The 20,324-nt window shown below is 73.6% G+C and carries 12 protein-coding genes; all 12 read left to right on the forward strand.

Going from position 1 to position 20,324, the window contains the following annotated elements; all coding sequences use genetic code 11:
- Window positions 1-5: 5 nt before the first annotated feature.
- Genes QPK52_RS24775 through QPK52_RS24830 form a run of 12 tightly spaced genes read left to right on the forward strand, consistent with a single transcriptional unit; the run spans window position 6 to window position 20,291 of the window.
- Window positions 6-2,012, forward strand: a complete 2,007-nt coding sequence (locus tag QPK52_RS24775; RefSeq protein ID WP_410540469.1) for an ATP-binding protein — start codon at window positions 6-8, stop codon at window positions 2,010-2,012.
- Complete coding sequence (locus QPK52_RS24780; RefSeq protein ID WP_410539694.1) at window positions 2,003-2,383, forward strand: hypothetical protein; 381 nt, start codon at window positions 2,003-2,005, stop codon at window positions 2,381-2,383. The genes QPK52_RS24775 and QPK52_RS24780 overlap by 10 nt, the downstream gene beginning before the upstream one ends.
- Window positions 2,380-8,784, forward strand: coding sequence for a DUF4157 domain-containing protein (locus tag QPK52_RS24785; RefSeq protein WP_410539695.1), 6,405 nt, complete (start codon window positions 2,380-2,382; stop codon window positions 8,782-8,784). The genes QPK52_RS24780 and QPK52_RS24785 overlap by 4 nt, the downstream gene beginning before the upstream one ends.
- 25 nt (window positions 8,785-8,809) lie before the next feature.
- On the forward strand, window positions 8,810-9,571 hold the full coding sequence (locus QPK52_RS24790) for a hypothetical protein (RefSeq protein ID WP_410539696.1): 762 nt from the start codon (window positions 8,810-8,812) through the stop codon (window positions 9,569-9,571).
- A 14-nt stretch (window positions 9,572-9,585) separates the two neighbouring features.
- Window positions 9,586-10,269: a hypothetical protein gene (locus QPK52_RS24795; RefSeq protein ID WP_410539697.1), complete on the forward strand. Its 684-nt coding sequence runs from the start codon at window positions 9,586-9,588 to the stop codon at window positions 10,267-10,269.
- Between the two features lie 6 nt (window positions 10,270-10,275).
- Window positions 10,276-10,656: a LysM peptidoglycan-binding domain-containing protein gene (locus tag QPK52_RS24800; RefSeq protein ID WP_410539698.1), complete on the forward strand. Its 381-nt coding sequence runs from the start codon at window positions 10,276-10,278 to the stop codon at window positions 10,654-10,656.
- Window positions 10,646-11,785 carry a phage late control D family protein gene (locus QPK52_RS24805; protein ID WP_410539699.1) on the forward strand — a complete coding sequence of 380 codons (1,140 nt, stop codon included), beginning with the start codon at window positions 10,646-10,648 and terminating at the stop codon, window positions 11,783-11,785. The genes QPK52_RS24800 and QPK52_RS24805 overlap by 11 nt, the downstream gene beginning before the upstream one ends.
- Before the next feature lie 40 nt (window positions 11,786-11,825).
- A complete protein-coding gene (locus QPK52_RS24810; RefSeq protein ID WP_410539700.1) occupies window positions 11,826-12,371 on the forward strand; it encodes a phage baseplate assembly protein V in 546 nt (181 codons plus the stop codon).
- A gap of 33 nt (window positions 12,372-12,404) precedes the next feature.
- Window positions 12,405-12,728 (forward strand): hypothetical protein, encoded by a 324-nt coding sequence (locus tag QPK52_RS24815; protein WP_410539701.1) that lies wholly within the window; start codon window positions 12,405-12,407, stop codon window positions 12,726-12,728.
- The gene (locus QPK52_RS24820) at window positions 12,725-13,108 is read left to right on the forward strand and encodes a GPW/gp25 family protein (protein ID WP_410539702.1); all 384 of its coding nucleotides are present in this window, start codon (window positions 12,725-12,727) and stop codon (window positions 13,106-13,108) included. Before QPK52_RS24815 ends, QPK52_RS24820 begins: the two co-directional genes overlap by 4 nt.
- The gene (locus QPK52_RS24825; RefSeq protein WP_410539703.1) at window positions 13,105-16,401 is read left to right on the forward strand and encodes a putative baseplate assembly protein; all 3,297 of its coding nucleotides are present in this window, start codon (window positions 13,105-13,107) and stop codon (window positions 16,399-16,401) included. Before QPK52_RS24820 ends, QPK52_RS24825 begins: the two co-directional genes overlap by 4 nt.
- Window positions 16,398-20,291: a putative baseplate assembly protein gene (locus QPK52_RS24830; RefSeq protein ID WP_410539704.1), complete on the forward strand. Its 3,894-nt coding sequence runs from the start codon at window positions 16,398-16,400 to the stop codon at window positions 20,289-20,291. Before QPK52_RS24825 ends, QPK52_RS24830 begins: the two co-directional genes overlap by 4 nt.
- The last annotated feature ends 33 nt before the right edge of the window (window positions 20,292-20,324 follow it).

Raw genomic sequence — 20,324 nt, forward strand, 5'->3', positions numbered from 1 at the left:
GGCGCATGGACGGCACTGCCGACGGGACGGGCACCGCCGAGGGCCCGGCGCTGGCCGCCGCCATGCGCGCCGTCCTGGCCCGCCTCGACGCCCACGCCGCCCGCGCGGGCGCCGCCCGCGCGGGCGCCGCCCGCGGGGGCGGCGCCGGCATGGGCGCTCCCGGAACCACAGGTGCCCCTGGGCCCGCCGACCCCGCCGACCCCCCTGAGTCCACCGCACTCGAGGCGCTCGTCCGCTGCTTCGGACTGACATCCTTCGAACGCGAGATCGTCCTGCTGCTGGCCGCGGCCGAGCTGGAGCCCACCACCGGCAGCCGCTGCGCCGCCGCGAGCGGAGACCCCGAGCGAGCCCACCCCACCTTCTCCCTCGCCCTCGCCGCCCTCGGCGAGCCGCACTGGAGCGCCCTCACCCCCGTCGCACCGCTGCGCCGCTGGCGCCTGGTGGAACTCGACGACGAGACCCGGCTGACCACCACCCGGATCCGCCTCGACGAACGCATCCTGCACTTCCTCCTCGGCTCCCCGTACCTCGACGCGCGACTGCACGGCATGCTCACCCGCGCCGCCGCGCCCGACAGGCTGCCGCCCTCCTTCGAGCGCGCCGCGGACCGCGTCGCAGAGGTCTGGGCCGGGGCCGGCCCCGCCACGCCGCCGAGGGTGGAACTCACCGGCGGCGACCGGCACTCCCGCCACGACATCGCCGCGGCCGCCGCCCGCAGCTGCGGACTCGGCCTCTACACCCTGAACGCCGAGGACCTGCCCACCGACCACGCCGAACGCGACCGGCTCGCCCGGCTGTGGCAGCGCGAGGCGATCCTGCTGCCCGCCGCCCTGCTGCTGGAGGCAGGCGAAGCGGACCGCGAACAGGACGCGGCGGCCGACGCGTTCACCACCTCCGCCGCCGTACCACTGGCCGTCTCCAGCCCCGACCCGAGGCGGACGGAGCGGGCGCGCGCCGAGCGCGTCACCGTGCCGGCGCTGGGGGAGGAGGAGCAACTCGGCCTGTGGGCCGACGCCCTCGCCGGAATGCCGCGGATCGGGGAACGGCAACTGCGCCGGCTGGTGGCGCAGTTCGCACTGCCGCCGCACACCGTCCGCTCCGCCGCCGCGGCCGTACGCCGGCAGAGCGGTCAGGACGGAACGGCCGGGGCGGACGTCTCCGAACTGGCCTGGCGGGCCGGGCTCGCGGAGGCCCGCATCGGCCTGGACGAACTGGGCCGCCGCATCGAACCGGAGGCAGGCTGGGACGATCTGGTCCTGCCGGAGCGCCAGCTGCGCGTACTGCGCGAGATCACCGCCCATGTACGGCAGCGGGGCACCGTCCACCAGGAGTGGGGCTTCGCCCGCACCCTGCGCCGGGGCCTTGGGGTCACGGCCCTGTTCGCGGGCGGCTCGGGCACCGGCAAGACCCTGGCCGCCGAGGTGATGGCCCGCGAGCTGGGGCTGGACCTGTTCGTCGTCGACCTCTCCCAGGTGGTCTCCAAGTACATCGGCGAGACCGAGAAGAACCTGCGCCGCGTCTTCGACGCCGCCGAACGGGGCGGCGCCCTGCTGCTGTTCGACGAGGCCGACGCCCTCTTCGGCAAGCGCAGCGAGGTCAGGGACAGCCACGACCGCTACGCCAATCTCGAGGTCTCCTACCTGCTGATGCGGATGGAGGCCTACCGGGGCCTGGCGATCCTCACCACCAACATGAAGAAGGCGCTCGACACCGCCTTCATGCGCCGTATCCGCTTCGTCGTCGACTTCCCCTTCCCCGGCGAGGCCGAACGCGCCGAGATCTGGCGCCGGGTGCTGCCCGACAGCGCCCCGGCCGAGGACATCGCCCCCGAACTGCTGGCGCGGCTGACGGTCGCGGGCGGCTCGATCCGCAACATCGCCCTCTCCGCCGCCTTCCTGGCCGCCGAGGAGGGGGACGCGCTGCGGATGCGGCACATGCTCGCCGCGGCGCGCACCGAGTACCTGAAGCTGGAACGCTCCCTGACGCCCTCGGAGGTCCGCGGATGGGTGTGAACGAGGCGCCGCGCCATGCCGTACACGACGCCGTACACGATGCCGTGCGCGGCGCGGAGCGCGGCGCGGTACGCGACACGGCGGTCCGGGTGGACATCGGCGAGCTGGTGTTCGACGGCTTCGACGCGCGGATCGACCCCGAACGGGTCGCGGCGGCGTTCGAGGCCGAGCTGACCCGGCTGGTGCACGAGCGCGGCGTACCGCTGGCGGCGGATGGCGAAGGACGCGTGCTGGAGGCGCTGTCGGGCCTGCCGCCGCTGCCCGCCACCACCTCGCCGGCCCGCCTCGGCGAGGCACTGGCGCGCGCGGTGCACGCGGGCCTGTCGGGGCGCGGCGAGGCCGGGCCCGCGGGCGGGAGGAGGCGCCTATGAGTTCCCACACCGCGTCACAGGACTCCCGCCCGGCGCAGGAAGCCCGGCGCCGCAAGCGCAGGGAGCGAAAGGAGCGCGGCGCCAAGCCCCCCGTGCCCGAGCCCAAGGACGTCGTCGGCGGCGCCGGCCTGCCGCTCGACGCGAGCGTCCGCCGCGAACTGGAGGAACGGCTCGGCCACGACCTGGGCCGCGTGCGCCTGCACACCGACCGGGACGCCGCCGCCCTCACCGAACTGCTCGGCGCGGACGCGGTCGCCGTCGGCCAGGACATCTTCTTCCGCGAGGGCGCCTACCGGCCGGGCACCGCCGACGGCATGCGCCTGCTCGCCCACGAGCTGCTCCACACCGTCCAGAACCCCGACGGCCTCGGCGCGCTGCGCGCCGGCCGCGACCTGGGCGCGGTGAGCCTGCCGCAGCAGACGGTGGAACGCGAGGCGGAGACGGCGGCCCGGGAGTCGACGGAGCAGGGCGCGGCCCGCGGTGGCGGGACGGACGGCTCGGCGGCCGAGCGCGTCGAGGAGGGCCGGGCCACCCCGGGCTGGCTGCGCTACGCCACGGTCGACGCCGACCGCCGGCGCATGGAGCAGATCGACCCGGCGATGCTGCTCGACCGCCTGACCAACGGCCTTCTGCGCTCGCTGCGCGGCGACCCGCAGGACCGCTCCAGGCGCGTGCGCATACAACTCGCCCGATTCTCCCCGGAGATGCGGGACGCCGTTCTCGACCGGCTGGAATCGCGCCTGCTCTCCTCGGAGTTCGACCGGCTGGTCGGACTGGTCGAGAGGACCGAGGACGAGGGCACGCTCGGACCGGAGGCGCTCGGCGCCCCCGAGGCCGTTCCGGACGCCACCGAACTGCTGGAGGACGAACGGGAGGACGCCGAAACAGCCGAGCGGCGGCGACAGGCGGAGGACGAGCGGTCCCGCGACGAGCGGTCCCGCGACGAGCGGAGTGGCGAACAGGACGGCGGACAGCGCACGGACGAGGAGCGGCGGGGCCGGGAGCGGCCGGGCCGCGGAGGAGGTGATCGCGGCAGCGCGGACGCGGTACGTCCGGGAACCGGGCGCCCCACCGGGCGATCAGGGGAACCAGGACGGCAGGCCGGGAGCACGGGCCCCTCGGGGCCGAGCGGCGACCGCGCCACGGCCCCGGGAGGCGGAGCCGCCCAGCCCCGGCAGCGGGACGGCAGCGGTACGGGCGGCCGATCCGGGGAGCCCGGAGCCGGCGGCGCCCCCGCGGCGAGCGAGGAGGAGTCCGCCGCCAGGAACCGGCCCGGAGCCGTTGAGCCCTTGGTCGCGGGGCAGCGAACGGGCCGGGCGGACGAGCGGGACACGCGCGACGGCAAGCGGGCCGGCGTGGAGCCCGGCCCCCTGCTGAGGACGGCCGACCCGGGCGACCGCAGCACCTTGGAAGGGAAGCGCCCCCAGGACGAACCGGCGCTCGCACAGGACGAGCCGATCGGTCCGGAGCCCGGCCCGAGCGGTGAACCCGGAGCGCTCGACGGACTCGAGGACGAGCGGGCCGCCGACCGGGACAGCGCGTGGAACACCGAACTCGAACCCGGGGACTTCCTCCCCGCCACCGACCTCGACGTCTCCGGCGTACCGACCGCCGACGAGATCGCGCCCGGCTCGGACACCGGCGGGCGGAGGATGCCGGGCTTCCCCGAACCGCCCACCACCAAGGCCGAACAGGTACAGGCCAGACGGGACGAGGAGGACGCGGAGGAGGCCGCGTCCGAAGACGCCGGGGTCACCGAACCGCTGCCCGCCGACAGCGGTGCGTCCGTCTCCCCGGCGACCGGTGCCGAAGCCGGTGACCGTACGGCGCGTGATCTCGGCACCGGGACGCCGGACCGGCAGGAGGCCGATCCGCGGCCTTCGTCCTCCGACACCGCCGACGACCGCACCGAAGCCCCTGAGCCGAAGCCCGAACCCACGGCTCCCGAAGGCCCGCAGCAACAGGAGGAGCGACAACCCGAACCGGACAAGGGCCCGGAACCCGAGACGGCCGATACCGGAGCCCCGAAGGAGGGAGCGACTGAGTCCGGAATCTCCGCTTCCTCCGGCACCGGCACCTCCTCCGGCACGTCCACCGCCTCCTCCGCCCCGGCTCCGACCGCGGGCACCTCGGGCGCGCCTTCAGGGGGCGGGACGGCCGGTACGACTGCTCCCGGCGCTCCCGGGCCGGCCACGGACACTCCGGCCGAGGCGTCCCCGGCCCGGGACACCCACGTCTCGGGTGCGGACGGCGGTGACGGCTCCACCACCGGTGCCGCGCCGGAGGGCGGGGCGGGCTCCCGGCAGCGGCAGGAGCCTGCGGCCCCGGCTCCCCGGCCCGAGCCCGCTCCCGCACCGAGGTCCGGCTCCAGGCCCTCACGGTCGGTCAGCGGTGGTGGCGGCACCCGGAGCGCATCGGGCGGCGGCGGGGGAAGGGGCGGCGCCCGCCCCACCGGCTCGTCCCGGCCGAAGAAGGACCCCGCGGCCCCCAGCCTGTCGAAGGTGACACCGGAAGCCGGCCTGTCCACCGCCGCCAGGCTGAAACCGCACCGCGCTCTCGAAGCGCTGGGCGGAGTGAACGGCGCGGTCGACAAGACGGTCGGCGACGAGCACCGGACCCTCCGGGAAGCGCCGCCGACGACGGAACGCCCCGCGGGCGCCCCGCAGACCCTGCACGGCGCGCCGAGGACCTCGGCCCCGGGGCAGTACTTCGGTGACCCGGCCGCCCGTATCGACGCCCCGGAGAAGGAGAGGGCCGAGGTCACGGGAGACAAGGCCCCGGAGGGCGAGATCCCGGGGGAGGACATCGAGGAGCCCAGCACCCTCGAAGGACTTCTGGCGGGCGGGGCCCAGCTCGTCGTGGGGGCGATCAACGGCATCGCTAGCGCCTTCGGAGCCGACGAGGACGTCATCGACTCCGACGCGGTGGTCCAGTGGATCCTCGACCTGCCCACCGAGGACGAGATGCTCGCCCAGGCGAACGTCGGAACGGCGCCCGGGGTCGGCCTCCGGGGTGAGACGGACGGGCGCGCCGGCGAACAGGGCGGTGAACTCGACGCCAGAGGTCGGGAACTCCACGCCTCCGGCCGCGACGACGCCGGGCGCCCCCTGGGCGAGGACCAGATCTACCCCGATGTGCCCAAGGAGACCCTGACCGCCAAGGTCCCGCGCGGAGAGGGGCGGGGAGGACCCGGCGGGGGCGGCGGTCCGTCCATGGGCGGACGCATCCCGCCCGAGGCCGTGTCCGCGGTGGCGGAGCACGAGCGCGGACCGCAGATCCAGGCCGCGTTCGCCGACGGGCAGAAGCAGATGTCCGACGAACGGCAGGCCAAGGACAGGGGTTTCCGGGACTCCCAGGAGCGCCACAGGCGGCAGGTCCGCAGCGAGGTCGAGAGCAACACCCGTACACAGGCCGCCGAACGCCGGAGGACCAAGGCCGAGGTGGAGGCCTCCCGCGAGCAGTGGCGCAAGGAGCAGGACGGTGAACTCGACTCCCTCGGCACCAGGAAGACCGAGAAGATCGAGAAGATCCGCAAGGACGTCAGGGACAAGGAGGAGCAGACCGACAAGGACGCCGAGGAGCACCGCAAGAAGAAGCAGGAGGACATCGGCAAGGAGAGGACCAGGGCCGAGGACGAGGCCAGGAACAAGCGCGACACGGCCAGGAACGACTCCGGCAACTGGCTCTCCAGGGCGTTCGACTGGATCCGCGACAAGCTCATCGAGCTGAAGAACGCGATCGTCGGCTTCTTCCGCGCCGCCCGCGAGGCGATCACCAGCCTCATCAAGGACTTCAAGGGCACCGTGACCCGCTGGATCGAGGCGGCCCGGCAGTTCATCGTCGACAAGTTCGAGGAGTTCACCGAGGCCCTGGTCCGGCTGGGCAAGGACCTCCTCGACGCGATCGTGGAGATCGCGAACCGGCTGCGGACCCTCATCATCCGCATCCGGGACGCGGCCATCGCCCTGGTCAACCGGATCGCGGACGAACTGAAGCGGATCGTCACCGAGCTCCTCGACGGGATCGGAAAGATCCTCAGCGGCATCCTCGACGCCCTGATGGAGGGCCTCCGGGCGGCGGTCGATGCCGTCAGGAGTGCGCTCAAGGGCGTCATGGACTTCGCCATGGGCCTGCTCAACGCCCTGGGGGAGTGGGCGATGATCGCCGCCGACATCCTCTCCGACCCGGGCGGCTGGCTCAGCGGCGCCAAGGCCTCGGCCGAGGACGGAGCCAGGAACCACCTGTTCCGGGAAGTCACCTCGGCGATCAAGAACTGGTTCAACGAGAAGATCCAGGAGATCCTCGGGCTCCCCAAGGCCGTCTTCGACAAGCTGATCGGCGGGGGCGTCAGCAGGGAGCAGATGGCCGAGGAGGCGTGGGACGCGGCCCTGCCCCAGCTCCCCGTCATCATCGGCGAAATCGTCATCACCAAGATCATCGCCAAGCTGATCCCCGGCGCGGGCTGGGTGATGGCGATCATCGACGCCTTCAAGGCGGCCTGGGAGTCGCTGAGCGAGATCCTGCGGGCCTTCGGCGCCTTCATGGACTACCTCAAGGCCGTCAAGGGCGGCAACGCCGGTGTGCTGTTCGCCAAGGCCGTGGCCTCGGGCGTGGTGGCCCTGCTGGAACTGGCCTACCAGGCGCTGCTCAGCGGCATCGGCAAGTACGTGGGCAAGGTCGGCGACCGGCTCAGGGGCGTGGCGGCCGGCCCCGGGAAGAAGCCCGGAAGCAAGGACGAGGCCAAGCCGAAGGACGACCACGCCCCGAAGAAGCGCCCGGACCCGCAGGAGGAGGCGAGGAGGGCGCAGGAGCGCACGCGCCGGGCGAACGCGGAGCTGTCGCGCAGGCCGCCGGCCAAGCCGAAGCGCCCCCGCCCGCAGCCCCGCCCGACCCGGCGGCCCGACTCGTCCCAGTCCCGCCGCGGCTCCGCGCGCCGCCCCGACACCCGCCGCCCGGACGACCGCACCCGTACGGACCGGCCCGACCGCCGCGCCCAGGACACCGACCGGGACCAGTCCCGAACCCCCGCGCGCCGCGAGACGGAGGGCACGAAGCCCGCCCCGCGCCCGCGCCGCACGTCACCGGAGACCCGCGCCGCGAACCGCGCGCGGCAGACGGTCAGGGCTGCCCAGAACCGCATCCGCAGAGCCCGGCAGGCCCTCGACCGCAAGGACCGCGACGGCCGCCTCGACCGCTCCCTGGACAACAACGCCCGCCGCGTGCGCGACGCCTACCGCCGCCGCGACCTCCTGCTCGACCAGCGCCGACGCCGCCGGGAACAGAAGCGCCGGTTGCGGGACGATCGCAGGAAACGGGAGAACTCGCCGGAGTCGAAACAGGAGCGCCTTTCCCGGATCGTCGCAAAGCTTCGCCGGATTCTACTGCCGCTTCTGAAGGCAGGGATACGTGGGCCTGTGTACCATGCACTGCTGGGGACGCTGCGTGCTTGGTACAGGCTGACGAGGCTGTACGCGTCGGGTTTTTCCGAGCCTCGTGTCATCGCCACGCTCAATCCGTCCAGGACCGTCAGTCCTTTCGAGTGGGACGAGGACGAAGAGGGTTACACGGTAGCCATCTTCGAGTCCTTTGACACGGAAAACCGATTTCCGCAGCGAAGCCGGAAGAAGGACAAGCGGCCGGCGGAGGACGATCCGAGGGTGGCGGAGTTCCGTCGGATCATCGCAAGGGAGCTGGGCAGCCTTCCGGAGGATTCCGACCTGGAGACGGTCAAGGAAATGTGCCGGTCGATCGCGCGAAACAACCCGAGGCTTGATGTGAGGGCGAACCACCTTAGGTGGCTGGACGAATCGGAGGACTCCTCCACTCTGCTTCTGAACCACCCCGGTGCGGCCGTACCGGCCGTCGGCAGGTTTCAGAAGAACAACTACTACGCGCCTACCGGGGAGCGAAACGCGCAGCTCGTGATTGCCGACGTGTACGGCAATGAATATGTTCGGGACAAGATGGGGAAAAAGGTCCCCAGGCGTGTTGCGCGTAACTTGTCGAAGCAGGACAAGAAGACCTATGGAAGTACGGGTGTAAAACCCCGCGACCCGGACGCGAACGTGCCCGTTTGGCTGCATGTCGCTGGCGCGCAGGACTCCCCTTTCATATCGACCACAAAAGTGAGGAGCGGGAACATCACAAACCCGGAAGGGAGGCTGTTCGGTGAGGGCGAGGGGTTCGACTACTTCGGAACCGTCGAGATCGACCTCTCCTACGTGGCCCCGTCGAACATCTATGACCTCACCAGGAGGGAGGGGCAGGACGAGTGGCAGTTGAGTGCGCCGAACACGCCGATCAAGCAGCAGGCGCTCAGTGACGTCGTGAGGACTCAGGAAGTCCTCGTGAAGGGGCCGATTCCCAAGAAGGCCATCAAGCTCATCAGATCCCAGAGGTAGGGTTCGGACTCCGCAGAGGATGGTAATGCGGCAATTTGACAGCTATCACTGGCAGGACGCTGTTCTGGATGATCCCGACCTGCGGGTCGCCAGGGACCGCCTGGGGCGCTCGCCGGGTGGTGAGGAGGGTGTGCGCTCCTTCTTGACGCTCCTGCGCAGTTCTGAAGAGGCGGCCCGAGGGATCGCCCTGGACCACTATCACCACGCTGCTTCACGGGAGAGATACGGGTCTCCGAATCCTTTCTCCGGATTTCGTTCCGAAGTGCTGGAGACGGCACGGAACACACTGCGCACTCCCGCTCGTCCGGCCCGTGAATCCGGCGGCGACTTCGACGGGGCAGAGCATGCGAGTGCGCTTGTCGTCCTGGCGAACGAGGCAACCGAGCAGGATTCCGATCTGGTGGTCGATGCTCTGCGGAAAGCGTCGAGCTTTGACACCGTATCGGCGGCACTCCAGGCGGCGGGGCGAATCATGCGGTGGTCGGACCCGCCTCCCGGTGACCTGATTTCATCCCTTCTGCTGATTGTTCACGACGAAGATCTTGATCTGGACGAGCGCCTGGAGGCCCTGCAGGCCCTTGCGAGGGGGAAGACCCCGGAAACCCTTCGCGAGCTTGCCCGGGTGGCGGAACTGCCCGATCTGGTGCTGCAGGTGACGGCGACGCACGCCCTGGCCTTCCACGACCTGGAAACATACAGGTCTTTTGTCGAGGAGCGATTCGCTTCCTGGCCGGACGATGCCCCTTACCCGGCGAGTGAGGTTCGAGACCTGCTGAGCAGCGAGTGATCGAGGGAAAGACGATGACCCGATACGCGGACATTCCCAAGCCCATCCGGTCCGGGATCGTGATCGTCGATCCCGAGCGGGGGATACCGCAGCGCATCATCATGCTGCAGTTCAACCCCGACACCCTGGAGCGCAGCATCAGCCCGCAGGCCGCGGGCGGGAGCGGTGACGCCGGGGGCGGGGGGAGCGGAGGGGACCGGAACGAGGCGCTGCGGCTGAAGGGGCCGGCGCAGGAGACGTGGAAGTTCACCGCCGAGATCGACGCCACCGACCAGTTGGAGCTGGCGGCGCCCGACGGGATCCATCCGCAGCTCGCGACGCTGGAGATGCTCGTGCAGCCGACCACCGCCCAGCTGAGGGAGGCCACGCGGCTGTCCAAGAAGGGCACCATCGAGATCAGCCCGATCGAGATGCCGCTGACCCTGTTCACCTGGGGCAGCAAACGCGTCATGCCCGTGCGGCTGACGGAGCTGTCGGTCAACGAGTCCGCCTTCGACGTGAACCTGAACCCGATACGGGCCTCTCTGAGCATCGGGATGAAGGTGCTGACGGTGAGCGATCTGCCCGCCGGGCACCGCGGCGCCGAGCTGTACCTGGCGCATCTGGCGCAGAAGGAGCGGCTGGCCGGCACCGCGCGGGCGGGGACGCCGGGGGCGCTCGGACTGACCGGGGCCGACATCGGGATGGGGAGGGTGTGAGAGGCCGTGGCCGATGAGAGCGGAGTTCACGGGAGCCCGCCGGGCGGGATCCCGGGGTCGCATCCGTATCCGAGGACGAGCCGGTACCACGACGCCGAGGTCGCCGTGCACCGCATGCCCGACGGCACCGAAGTCCGTTACGCCAGGCGGCGGTTGCTGCCCCCGCTTCCGGAAGAGGGGGACGAGGACACCGCCGTCCACACCGTCAGCGGCGGCGAGCGCCCCGACCAGCTCGCCCAGCGCTACTTCGGCGACCCCTCCCAGTGGTGGCGGATCGCCGACGCCAACCCCGTCCTCGACCCGCGCGAGCTGACCGCCGAGCCGGGGCAGGAGATCGACATCCCGCTGCCCGGCGGCTTCCCGCGGGGAGGCGCGCATGGCCGGTGAACACGTCGGCGGCGGGCCGATCCACCTCACCCTGAGCATGGGCCCCCACCTCACCCGGCCCGTTCCCCAGGCGGTGAGCGAGGCGCTGCTGTCCGCGCAGATCACCAGCACCGCGGGTGAACGCTCCGGCTTCCAGCTGGCGTTCGACCTCACCAAGAAGGGCGCGATCATCTCGAACCTGCTGCCCGAGGGGTTCTTCGACCCGCGCACCCGCGTCGTCGTCACCACGGTGATCAGGGGAACCCGGACCGTCCTCCTCGACGGCCTGATCGTGCGGCAGGAGGTCGGGGTGAGCAACCAGCCCGGCCAGACGACCCTGACCGTCACCGGCGAGGACCTCTCGCTCCTGATGGACCTGGACGAGCGGGTGGACCGCTACCCGAACCTCTCCCCGGCCCGCAGGGTCGAGCGCATCCTGGCCAGGTACGCCGACTACGGCATCCACCCGGACGTCCACCCCGAGCAGATCGTCCAGCAGCCCCGCGCCGAGCACCGCGTGGACTACCAGACGGGCACGGACCTGGCCTACGTCAACGAACTGGCCCGCGCCAACGGCTACGTCTTCTACCTGGAGCCCGGCCCGCGGCCCGGCCGCTCCACCGCCTACTGGGGCCCGCAGCGCCGCGTCGGCCTGCCGCAGCACGCGCTCAACGTCAACATGGACGTCCACTCCACCGTCGACCAGCTCACCTTCGCCTACGACGGCGCCGCCCGCGAGGAGCCGCAGGCCCACTGGCAGGACCCGCGCACCCGCGAGTCCACCCTGATCCCCCAGCCCGACATCGGCCCGCTGCGGCCGCCGCTGGGCAGGCGCGCGAGCCCGGCGCTCAAGCGCCGCCGGCTGACCGGCACGGCCAAGAAGGACGAGGCGCAGGTCCGGGCCGAGGCGCTGGCGCGGGCCGCGACGTCCGCCGACGCGATCTCCGGCTCCGGACAGCTCGACGTCAACCGCCACGGCTACGTACTGCGCCCGCGTGAACTCGTCGGCGTGCGCGGCGCGGGCGTGACGTACGACGGCGAGTACTACGTCACCTCCGTCACGCACAACCTCACACCCGGCTCGTACCGGCAGAACTTCACGCTCTCGCGCGAGGGCCTGATCGCGCGCGGGGACACCGTCCGCCCGTAGGGGCCACCGAGGCCACACAGACAGACCAGGAGCAGTCCGCATGGCGCCAGCACCGAACAACCGCTTCCTCGGCAAGTTCAGAGGCCGGGTGGCGGACAACGACGACCCGCTGGGGATCGGCCGGATCACCGCCCACGTCCCGGACGTGCTCGGCGACGAGGCCTCCACCTGGGCCATGCCCTGCCTCCCCTTCACGGGCGAGCGGTCCGGCCAGTACGTGGTCCCGGGCCGGGGGGCGGGTGTCTGGATCGAGTTCGAGCAGGGCGACCCGAGCTACCCGATCTGGACGGGCTGCTGGTACGGCGAGGCGGACGAGCTGCCGGAGGACGCCCGGGCCGCGGCGCGTACGGGCGCCGAACCGGTCGTCATCCAGACCCGCGGCGGGCACAAGGTCGTGCTATCCGACGACCCGGAGACCGGGATCCTGCTCCAGGCGCCGGGCCCCGGCGAGGGCAGGCCGGGCCCGTACGTCCGCGTCACCCGGGACGGGATCCACATCGACAACGGGCAGGGGGCCTCGGTCTCGGTGGCCGGGGACCGGGTCGACGTCAACCAGGGCCGGCTGATCGTGCCCATCAAACGCTGAACGGACGGGGGAGAAGCCTTGTCGGGAGAAGTCATGCACACGGGCACCGCGGTCGGCTGCCCGCACGGCGGCCGGGCGAGCGCCGCCGGCGCCGACGCGCACGGAGTGCTGGTCGACGGCCTGCCGGCCGCCACCGGCTCGCTCGTCCACACCGTCACCGGTTGCCGCCACACCGTCGACGGGGTGCCGGTGCCGTGCACCACCGTCCGCTGGACGCCGCGGGGGAGCGGGGTGACCGCGGACGGGAAGCCGCTGCTGCTGGAGGGCACACCGGGCATGTGCTTCACCGCGCGGCTCGTACCGCAGGGGCAGCCGGTCGTCCCACCGGCGGTGCACGAGGGGGTGGTCTGCGGATGAGGGCCGGGGCGGTACGCCGGGACATCGCCTTCCCGTTCCGCGCCGACCGGCGCGGCCGCACCGCGCACGCGGCGTACGAGGAGCATGTGCGCGATCTGATCGAGCAGTTGCTGTTCACCAGTCCCGGAGAGCGCGTGATGCGCCCCGACTTCGGCTGCGGGCTGCTGGACCTGGTGTTCACCCCCAACAGCCCGGAGCTGGCCTCGGCACTGGAGTTGTCGGTGCACGCCTCGCTCCAGCGCTGGCTGGGCGAGCTGATCGCCGTGGAGGACCTGGACGTGGTCAGCGAGGAGAACGTCGTCCGCGTCCACCTGCGCTACACGGTGCGCGCCACGGACGGCAGGCGCGACGAGGTCTTCGAGGGGAGGGCCGAGGCATGAGCGGCGGTACGGGGACGACGGTCCCGCACCGGGGAGACCGGCGCGGCAGGGTACGCGCGGCACGGCTGAACGGCGTGGACGCGGTGGAGGTGGGCGACGACGGGCTGACCCTCACGGTCACCTTCCTGGGCAAGGCGCCGCGCGGCCTGTGCCCGGAGAACATCCGCATCGACGGGAGGCGCGGGACCGCGGACATCCGGGCCGTCGCCGTGGAGGTCGAGCGCGAGGAGGACCCCGAACTCGACGACCTGCTGTACGTCACCGTGGACCGGGCGGGGGGCTTCGGCCGCCACCGGCTGGCGATCGTCGAGACCGACCCCTACGGCCGTCCGGGCACCGAGCCCTACCCCGGTTTCGACCAGCGCTACCACGCGGCCGAGTTCTCGTTCGGGCCCGGCTGCCCCTCGCCCCTGGACTGCGCGGATGCGGAGGCGGAGGAGGAGGGGGAGGGGGAGGCGGCGGAGGTGCCCGGGACCTTCCGGCCCGCGCCCGTGATCGACTACACCGCCCGCGACTACGGCACCCTGCGCCGCCTCGTCATGGAACGCCTGGCCCTGACGGCGCCCGACTGGACCGAACGCAACCCCGCCGACCTGGGCACCACCCTGGTCGAGCTGCTGGCGTACACCGCCGACCAGATCAGCCACCAGCAGGACGCGGTCGCCACCGAGGCGTACCTGGACACCGCCCGCCGACGCGTCTCCGTGCGCCGCCACGTACGGCTCGTCGACTATCCGATGCACGACGGCTGCAGCGCCCGCGCGCTGGTCGCCGTCGAGGTGGCCCGGCCGCTGACGCTGCTCGCCGGGACGTACCGCTTCGCCGCCGTGGACGTACGCACCCTCGGCCCGCGCGACCGGCCGCGCACCGGCACGGTCATCGACGACCGGGACCTGGCGGTGCTGGAGGAGCGCGGCTCGGTGGAGGTCTTCGAGCCGGTCACCGAAGCGCCGCTGCGGCTGCGGCCCGAGCACAACACCATCCGCCTGTGGACCTGGGGCGGCGAGCAGTGCGCACTGCCGAAGGGCGCCACGTCCGCCACCCTGCGCGACGAGTGGGCCGGAGGGAGGTCTGGAGAAGGGGCCGGTGAGAGGGGCGGCGAGGGGAGGGGCGGGGGACGCCGGGAGCGGCGACTGGACCTGCGCCCCGGAGACCTGCTGGTGCTGGAGGAGGTCAGGGGCCCGCGCTCGGGCACCCCCGGCGACGCCGACCCCACCCGCCGGCAGGCGGTACGGCTGACCTCCGTCACCCCGGCCGTCGACCGGCTGTGCGACCAGCCGGTGCTGGAGGTGTCCTGGGCCCGCGAGGACGCGCTCGCCTTCCCCCTGCACCTGACCGTGCTCGGCGGCCGGGACTGCGAGCCGGTGGAGGACGTCACCGTCGCGCGCGCCAACGTGGTCCTCGTCGACCACGGCCGTTCGCTCACCTTCCCCGGGCACCTCCCCGAGCGTCTGGAGGTACCACCGGTGCCCGCCGTCGTCCCGTCCTGCGGGCCGCCCGCGTTCGGCTGCCGGACCGGTGCTTACGAGGCGGAGGGCAACCGGCCCGGCAGGCTGGTCCTGGACCGGCTCCGGCAGACCGGCTGCGGACGGCTGCTGACACCGGCCCACATCCGCGAACTGTCCGAGGTCGTCGGCGAGGAGGCGGTACGGCGCGCCGGGCTCGGAGTGGAGAGAGCCGGGCGGAGGGGGGAGAAGGCGGTGCCCGGCACCGCCTACGAGCAGGAGGCCGCCCTGGAGACGCTGCTCGCCCAGTCCGTCTACCCCGGCATCGCTCCGCGCCTCCGCCCCCGTCTGCACCGTTTCCCCGTCGCCCAGACCGCGCCGTTCCCCGATCCGCGTCATGTCTCGGCCGGCCAGGCCGAACGGCTGGCCGCCATCCCCGGGCGGATGCGGCGGCGGCTGGTGGAGCTGTGGCGCGGCGCCCGCGACCGCGACCGGCTGGACGAACGCGAGATCGCCGAACTGGCCGTGCTGTTCGGGCTGAAGACGCTGGAACGGCTGGAGCTGCGCCGCCGCCCGGTGCCCGCCCTGCGCGAACTGCTCCACCGCAGTGAGCGGCTGCTGGCGGCGAAGCTGCGCCGGCTGGAGGTGCTGACGGCGCGGGCCCGCGCCGGACGCGTCCTGGACGGGCGCACGGCCTGGGAGATCGCGCACAGCTGGGGCCCGGCGTACGCGGCCGGACTCCACCCGGGCGAGCCGGAGCTGCACGGACCCGCGTCCGCGCTCGTGCCCGAGCCGCGCGCGGCGCTCCCGGCCGTACGGCTGACCGGAGGTGCGGGGAGCGGGGACGGCGGGGACGGAGAGGGGGCCGTGTGGGAGCCGCGCCGCGACCTTCTGGGCAGCGGCCCCCGCGACCGCCATTTCGTCGGCGAACTGGAGGACGACGGCCGGCTCGCGCTGCGCTTCGGCGACGGGCTGCACGGGGCCCGGCCCGAACCGGGCACCACCCTGGAGGTCCACTACCGGCTGGGCGGCGGCAGGGCCGGCAACGTCGGCGCCGAGGCCATCAACCACCTGGTGCTGTGCCGGGAAGGCGAGCGGGGCCCGGACGCGGGCGAGCCGATGCCCGTGGCCGGGGTGCGCAACCCGCTGCCGGCCGCCGGCGGCACCGAGCCGGAGCCCGTCGAGCAGGTGCGCCGGTTCGCGCCGGCGGCCCTCGGGCGGGTGCGGCTGCGCGCCGTGACCGCGGAGGACTACGCCGAACTGGCCTCCGCCCTGCCCGGCGTACAGCGGGCGGCGGCCGAGATCCGCTGGACGGGCAGTGTGCGGGAGGCGCACGTCGCGGTCGACGCCGACGGCACCGGGCAGGCGCCCGCGGAACTCCTCGACGCGGTGGCGCAGTCGCTGGAGTCCTACCGTCTCATCGGCCACGAGCTGGTGGTCGGGCCCGCGCGGCAGGTGCCGCTCGACATCGAGGTGGAGGTGTGCGTGACGCCCGGTCACCAGACGGGCCGGATCCTGGCCGATCTGCGCCGGGTGCTCGGCAACCGCCGGCTGCCAGGCGGCCGGCCCGGCCTCTTCCATCCGGACGCGCTCGGCTTCGGCGAACCGGTGCGGCTCAGCCGCCTGGTGGCCGTCGCCGCGGCCGTCCCGGGCGTGGAGGACGTACGCGTCACCCGGCTGCGGCGGCTGTTCGCGGACGCCTCGACCGACGCCCCGGACCCGACGGACCACTCGGCACTGGAGGACGGTGTGCTGCGGCTCGCCCCGCTGGAGATCGCCCGATGCGACAACGACCCGGAGCGGCCCGAGAACGGCCGTCTCATCCTGAGGCCGGGAGGTGCGCGATGAGCTGCGACCACCGCGCCGGCCGCTCCTGCGGCTGTTCCCGCGACCGCGCGTCCGGCGGAGGCGGGCGCCACGACGAGCGCCGCGCGCCGCGGGCCCTCCACAATCCGCCGGGCCGCACCGCGCTCGACCGCCGGGTGGGCGAGTACGGCTCCTTCCTGGCCGCGATGCTCGACCGGCTGGCCTCGCCCGCCTACCCGGCCCTGCGCCGGCTGACCGTCCGCACCCCCGACGACCCGGCGATCGCGCTGCTGGACGCCTGGGCGGTCCTGGGCGACCTGCTGACCTTCCACTCCGAGCGGATCGCCGACGAGGGCTACCTGCGCACCGCCGACGACCACCGCTCGCTGGTACGGCTGGGCCGGCTGGTCGGGTACCGGCCGCGCCCCGGGATCGCCGCCGACACCCATCTGGCGTACACGGTGGACCGGGACCCGCGCAGCCGCGAGGACGTCCCCGTGCTGATCCCGCGCGGCTCGCGCAGCCACAGCGTGCCCGCCTCCTCCCGCGAGGAGGCGCAGACGTTCGAGACGACCGAGGACCTGACGGCCCGATGGTCGTGGAACGACCTGAGGGTACGGCGGCGCCGCCCGGCCCCGCTGACCCCCGATGACCTGCGGGAGCGGTCGGAGCTTTACGTCGCGGGCACGGCCAACGCCCTCTCGGTGGGCGACCGCCTGCTGTTCGTCTTCGGCGGCGGCTCCGGAGGTCCCGCGGGCGCCGAAGGGTCCGGCGGCTCCGCCGGTTCCGGGCAGCGGCTGCTGCTGCCGGTGACGCGGATCCGTATCGACCGGGACGACGACAGCACCGCCCTGGGCCTGCCGGTGTCGCCGCCCCCGACCCTGGCCGAGCTGGTCGGGGAGTTGCGGCGGTGGATCACACCGGCCGCCGACAGCCCCAATCCGAGGCCGGTGGGCAGCGTGCCGGTCGAGGAGTTCGACGAGCAGGTGCTGAGCCGGCTGCGGGCGGACCTCGATCTGCTGGACACCCCCGAGGCGTTCGCCCGGCGGCTGGAAGAACCCGTGGAACGGCTGGAGGAGGCGCGGGCGCTGGCCGAGCCCCATGAGGGGAGCGCCGCCTGGTTCGAGCGGCTGGCCGCTGTGCTCGTCGACCTCCGTGAGAAGGCGGCGGAGCTGGAACCGCTGCGGCCGGACGGCGCCCGGTACCGGCTCGCCGCCGGGAGCACCGGCGGAGACGCGGGCGGGGACGCCGAACCGGGCGATGCGGCGGCCCGCGTGCTCGGTGAGCTGCTGCCCGCACTGCGCTCCCGGGGGGCGGAGGGAGTACGCCGCCCGACCGCGGCCGGCGCCGTACCGGCGGACCCGGCGCGGCTGTTCGGCCCGGAGTCCGACCTCGGCGCACGGCTGGCGGCGGCGCTGGACCCGTCGCTGTCCGGCCGGCTCTACGAGGCCTGGCGCCGTTCCGCGCCGGCCGCGTCCCCGGCCCCCGCGACCCTCACCGACCTGCTGGCGATGCGGGTGACGGCCGCCCCCTTCGGCTCGACGGCGCCGCTCAAACCGGTGCAGGACGAGCGCGGCCGGGTGATCCGGCAGTCCGACTGGCCGCTGACGGGCAACACGCTGACCACCGTGCGGGTCGTGTTCGACACGACCGGGAAGGTGCCGGTGAGGGCGGAGTTCGTGCACGCGGAGACGACCGCGTCGGTGCAGCGCACCGAGAACCTCCCCGCCGACGTCCGCTTCGCCTTCGGCCCCGGCGAGGTCCGGCTGTCCACCCGCACCGGGCAGGACAACGACCCGAGCTGGCTCAGGCGGCGTCCGGTCGATTCCCGGGAACCGGGCGTCACGGCCGAACTGAGCGGCGGGCTGCCGGAGTTGACGCTGTTCGTATCCCGGCCCGGGGCGGACGCCCGGGTGCAGGTGGCCATAAGGAACGGCGAACCGCCGCTGCAGTGGCACCTGGCCCCGGACAGGGCGGAACGGGCCACGTACGGCGGTCACGAGCTGACCGTCGCCTACCGGACCGGCGGAGGGCCGGCGGGCGTGGAGATCGGCATCGCCACCGTCCCCGAGGCCGTCCACCGCAACGTCCTCGCCCTGGACACCGTGCACGAGAAGATCACCGCGGGCAGCTGGGTCGCGATCGAACGCCCCCGCAAGGGCGCCCCGGACGGCATTCCCGGCGACAGCGGGCTCTCACTGGTCACCACCCGTGTGACGGCCGTGCGCACCGGCTCCTACGCCCGCTACGGCATCACCGGGCGGGGCACCGAGCTGACCCTGGCCGACCCCTGGCTGGACGAGCACGACGTACTGCTGTCCCACGTCCGGGACACCACCGTGCACGCGGCAGGCGAGCCGCTGCGGCCCGCCGACGAGCCGCTGGGCGACGACGTGGGCGGCAACGAGATCGAACTGGCCGAGCTGTACGACGGGTTGCGGCCCGGCCGGACGCTGATCCTCTCCGGCGAGCGCACCGACCTCCCCGGGACCACCGGGGTGCGCGGCACCGAACTCGCCGTGATCGCCGCCGTCGAGCAGCGGGTCGACCCGGAACTGCCCGGCGACCACGTCCACACCGTGCTCACCCTCACCGCCGACCTCGCCCACCGCTACCGGCGCGAGACCCTGGCCGTCCACGGCAACGTGGTGGCGGCGACACACGGCGAGACCCGCGACGAGGTCCTGGGCAGCGGCGACGCGGGCCGGGCGGGCCAGACGTTCGCCCTCTGGAACGCGCCGCTGACCTGGCTGCCCGCGGACGACACCCCCCCGGCCCCCGGCCGGGGGTACCCCCACGGCGCCCGCCCCGCCCTGGAGGTACGGGTCGACGGGCTGCTGTGGCACCCCGTCGACAGCCTCGCCGGACGCGGTCCGCTGGAGAGGGTGTACGTCATCGGAGCCGACGCCGACGGCCGCACCACCGTGACGTTCGGCGACGGCGTGAACGGCGCGCGCCTGCCCACCGGGCACGAGAACGTGCGCGCCCGCTACCGCTTCGGCACCGGCGGGGCCGCCAACGTCGCGGCCGGCCGCATCACCCAGGCCGTCTCCCGGCCGCTGGGCGTCACCGCCGTCACCAACCCGCTGCCCGCGACGGGCGGCGCGGAGGCCGACGGCCCGGAGTCGGCCCGGCGCGGCATCCCGCTCGCCGTCTCCGCGCTCGACCGCCTGGTCTCCGTCCGCGACTACGAGGACTTCACCCGGTGCCGGGCGGGCATCGGCCGGGCCAGTGCGCGGGAGGTGTTCGACGGGCGGCGGCAGGTGCTGCACGTGACGGTCGCCGGCGCGGGCGACGCGCCGATCGGCGCGGACGCCGACACCCTGCACGCCCTGCGAGCCTCCCTGCACGCCCACGGCGACGCCCGGCTGCCGGTGCGCGTGGACGTGCGCGAGCTGGTGCTGCTGCTCCTGGCGGCCCGGGTGACAGTGGAGCCCGACCACTCCTGGGCCGTCGTCGAGCCCCGGCTGCGGCAGGCGCTGCTGGGCGCGATGGGCTTCGAGGGGCGGGAGCTGGGGCAGCCCGCCCGGCTGTCGGAGGTCCTGGCGGCGGCCCACTCGGTGCCCGGTGTGGACCACGTGGACGTGGACGTCTTCTCGGGCGTGCCCGCGTCCGCCCTGCCGGCCGGTGCGGTCCTCCCCGGCGGCGGACCGCGCCGGCCGCGCACGGTCGTGCCGGCCCGGCCCGCCCGGTACGACGAACAGGTCCACACCGTCACCGCCGAGGGAGGCGAGACGCTCGGCTCCATCGCCGCCCGCCACGGCATCACCCTCTCCGAACTGCTGCGGCTCAACCCCGGCATCACCGACACCCGGCCGCTTCCCAGGGGCCGCTCGGTGTACGTCTTCCGCGGCGTCCGCCCGGCCCAGCTCGCGATGTTCTCGCCCGCGGTGGCGGCGGACACGCTGATCCTCACGGAGGCCCCCCGATGAGCCCGACGCTCCCACGGCCGGGACGACCGCCCC

The organism is Streptomyces sp. KL2, assembly GCF_046529545.1.
GTDB classification, from domain to species: domain Bacteria; phylum Actinomycetota; class Actinomycetes; order Streptomycetales; family Streptomycetaceae; genus Streptomyces; species Streptomyces radiopugnans.

Excerpts from the sequence above, each read along its gene's own strand:
- QPK52_RS24775 (WP_410540469.1), top strand. The coding sequence starts at position 6 with ATGGACGGCACTGCCGACGGGACGGGCACCGCCGAGGGCCCGGCGCTG.
- QPK52_RS24780 (WP_410539694.1), top strand. The coding sequence starts at position 2,003 with ATGGGTGTGAACGAGGCGCCGCGCCATGCCGTACACGACGCCGTACAC.
- QPK52_RS24785 (WP_410539695.1), top strand. The coding sequence starts at position 2,380 with ATGAGTTCCCACACCGCGTCACAGGACTCCCGCCCGGCGCAGGAAGCC.
- QPK52_RS24790 (WP_410539696.1), top strand. The coding sequence starts at position 8,810 with ATGCGGCAATTTGACAGCTATCACTGGCAGGACGCTGTTCTGGATGAT.
- QPK52_RS24795 (WP_410539697.1), top strand. The coding sequence starts at position 9,586 with ATGACCCGATACGCGGACATTCCCAAGCCCATCCGGTCCGGGATCGTG.
- QPK52_RS24805 (WP_410539699.1), top strand. The coding sequence starts at position 10,646 with ATGGCCGGTGAACACGTCGGCGGCGGGCCGATCCACCTCACCCTGAGC.
- QPK52_RS24810 (WP_410539700.1), top strand. The coding sequence starts at position 11,826 with ATGGCGCCAGCACCGAACAACCGCTTCCTCGGCAAGTTCAGAGGCCGG.
- QPK52_RS24815 (WP_410539701.1), top strand. The coding sequence starts at position 12,405 with ATGCACACGGGCACCGCGGTCGGCTGCCCGCACGGCGGCCGGGCGAGC.
- QPK52_RS24820 (WP_410539702.1), top strand. The coding sequence starts at position 12,725 with ATGAGGGCCGGGGCGGTACGCCGGGACATCGCCTTCCCGTTCCGCGCC.
- QPK52_RS24825 (WP_410539703.1), top strand. The coding sequence starts at position 13,105 with ATGAGCGGCGGTACGGGGACGACGGTCCCGCACCGGGGAGACCGGCGC.
- QPK52_RS24830 (WP_410539704.1), top strand. The coding sequence starts at position 16,398 with ATGAGCTGCGACCACCGCGCCGGCCGCTCCTGCGGCTGTTCCCGCGAC.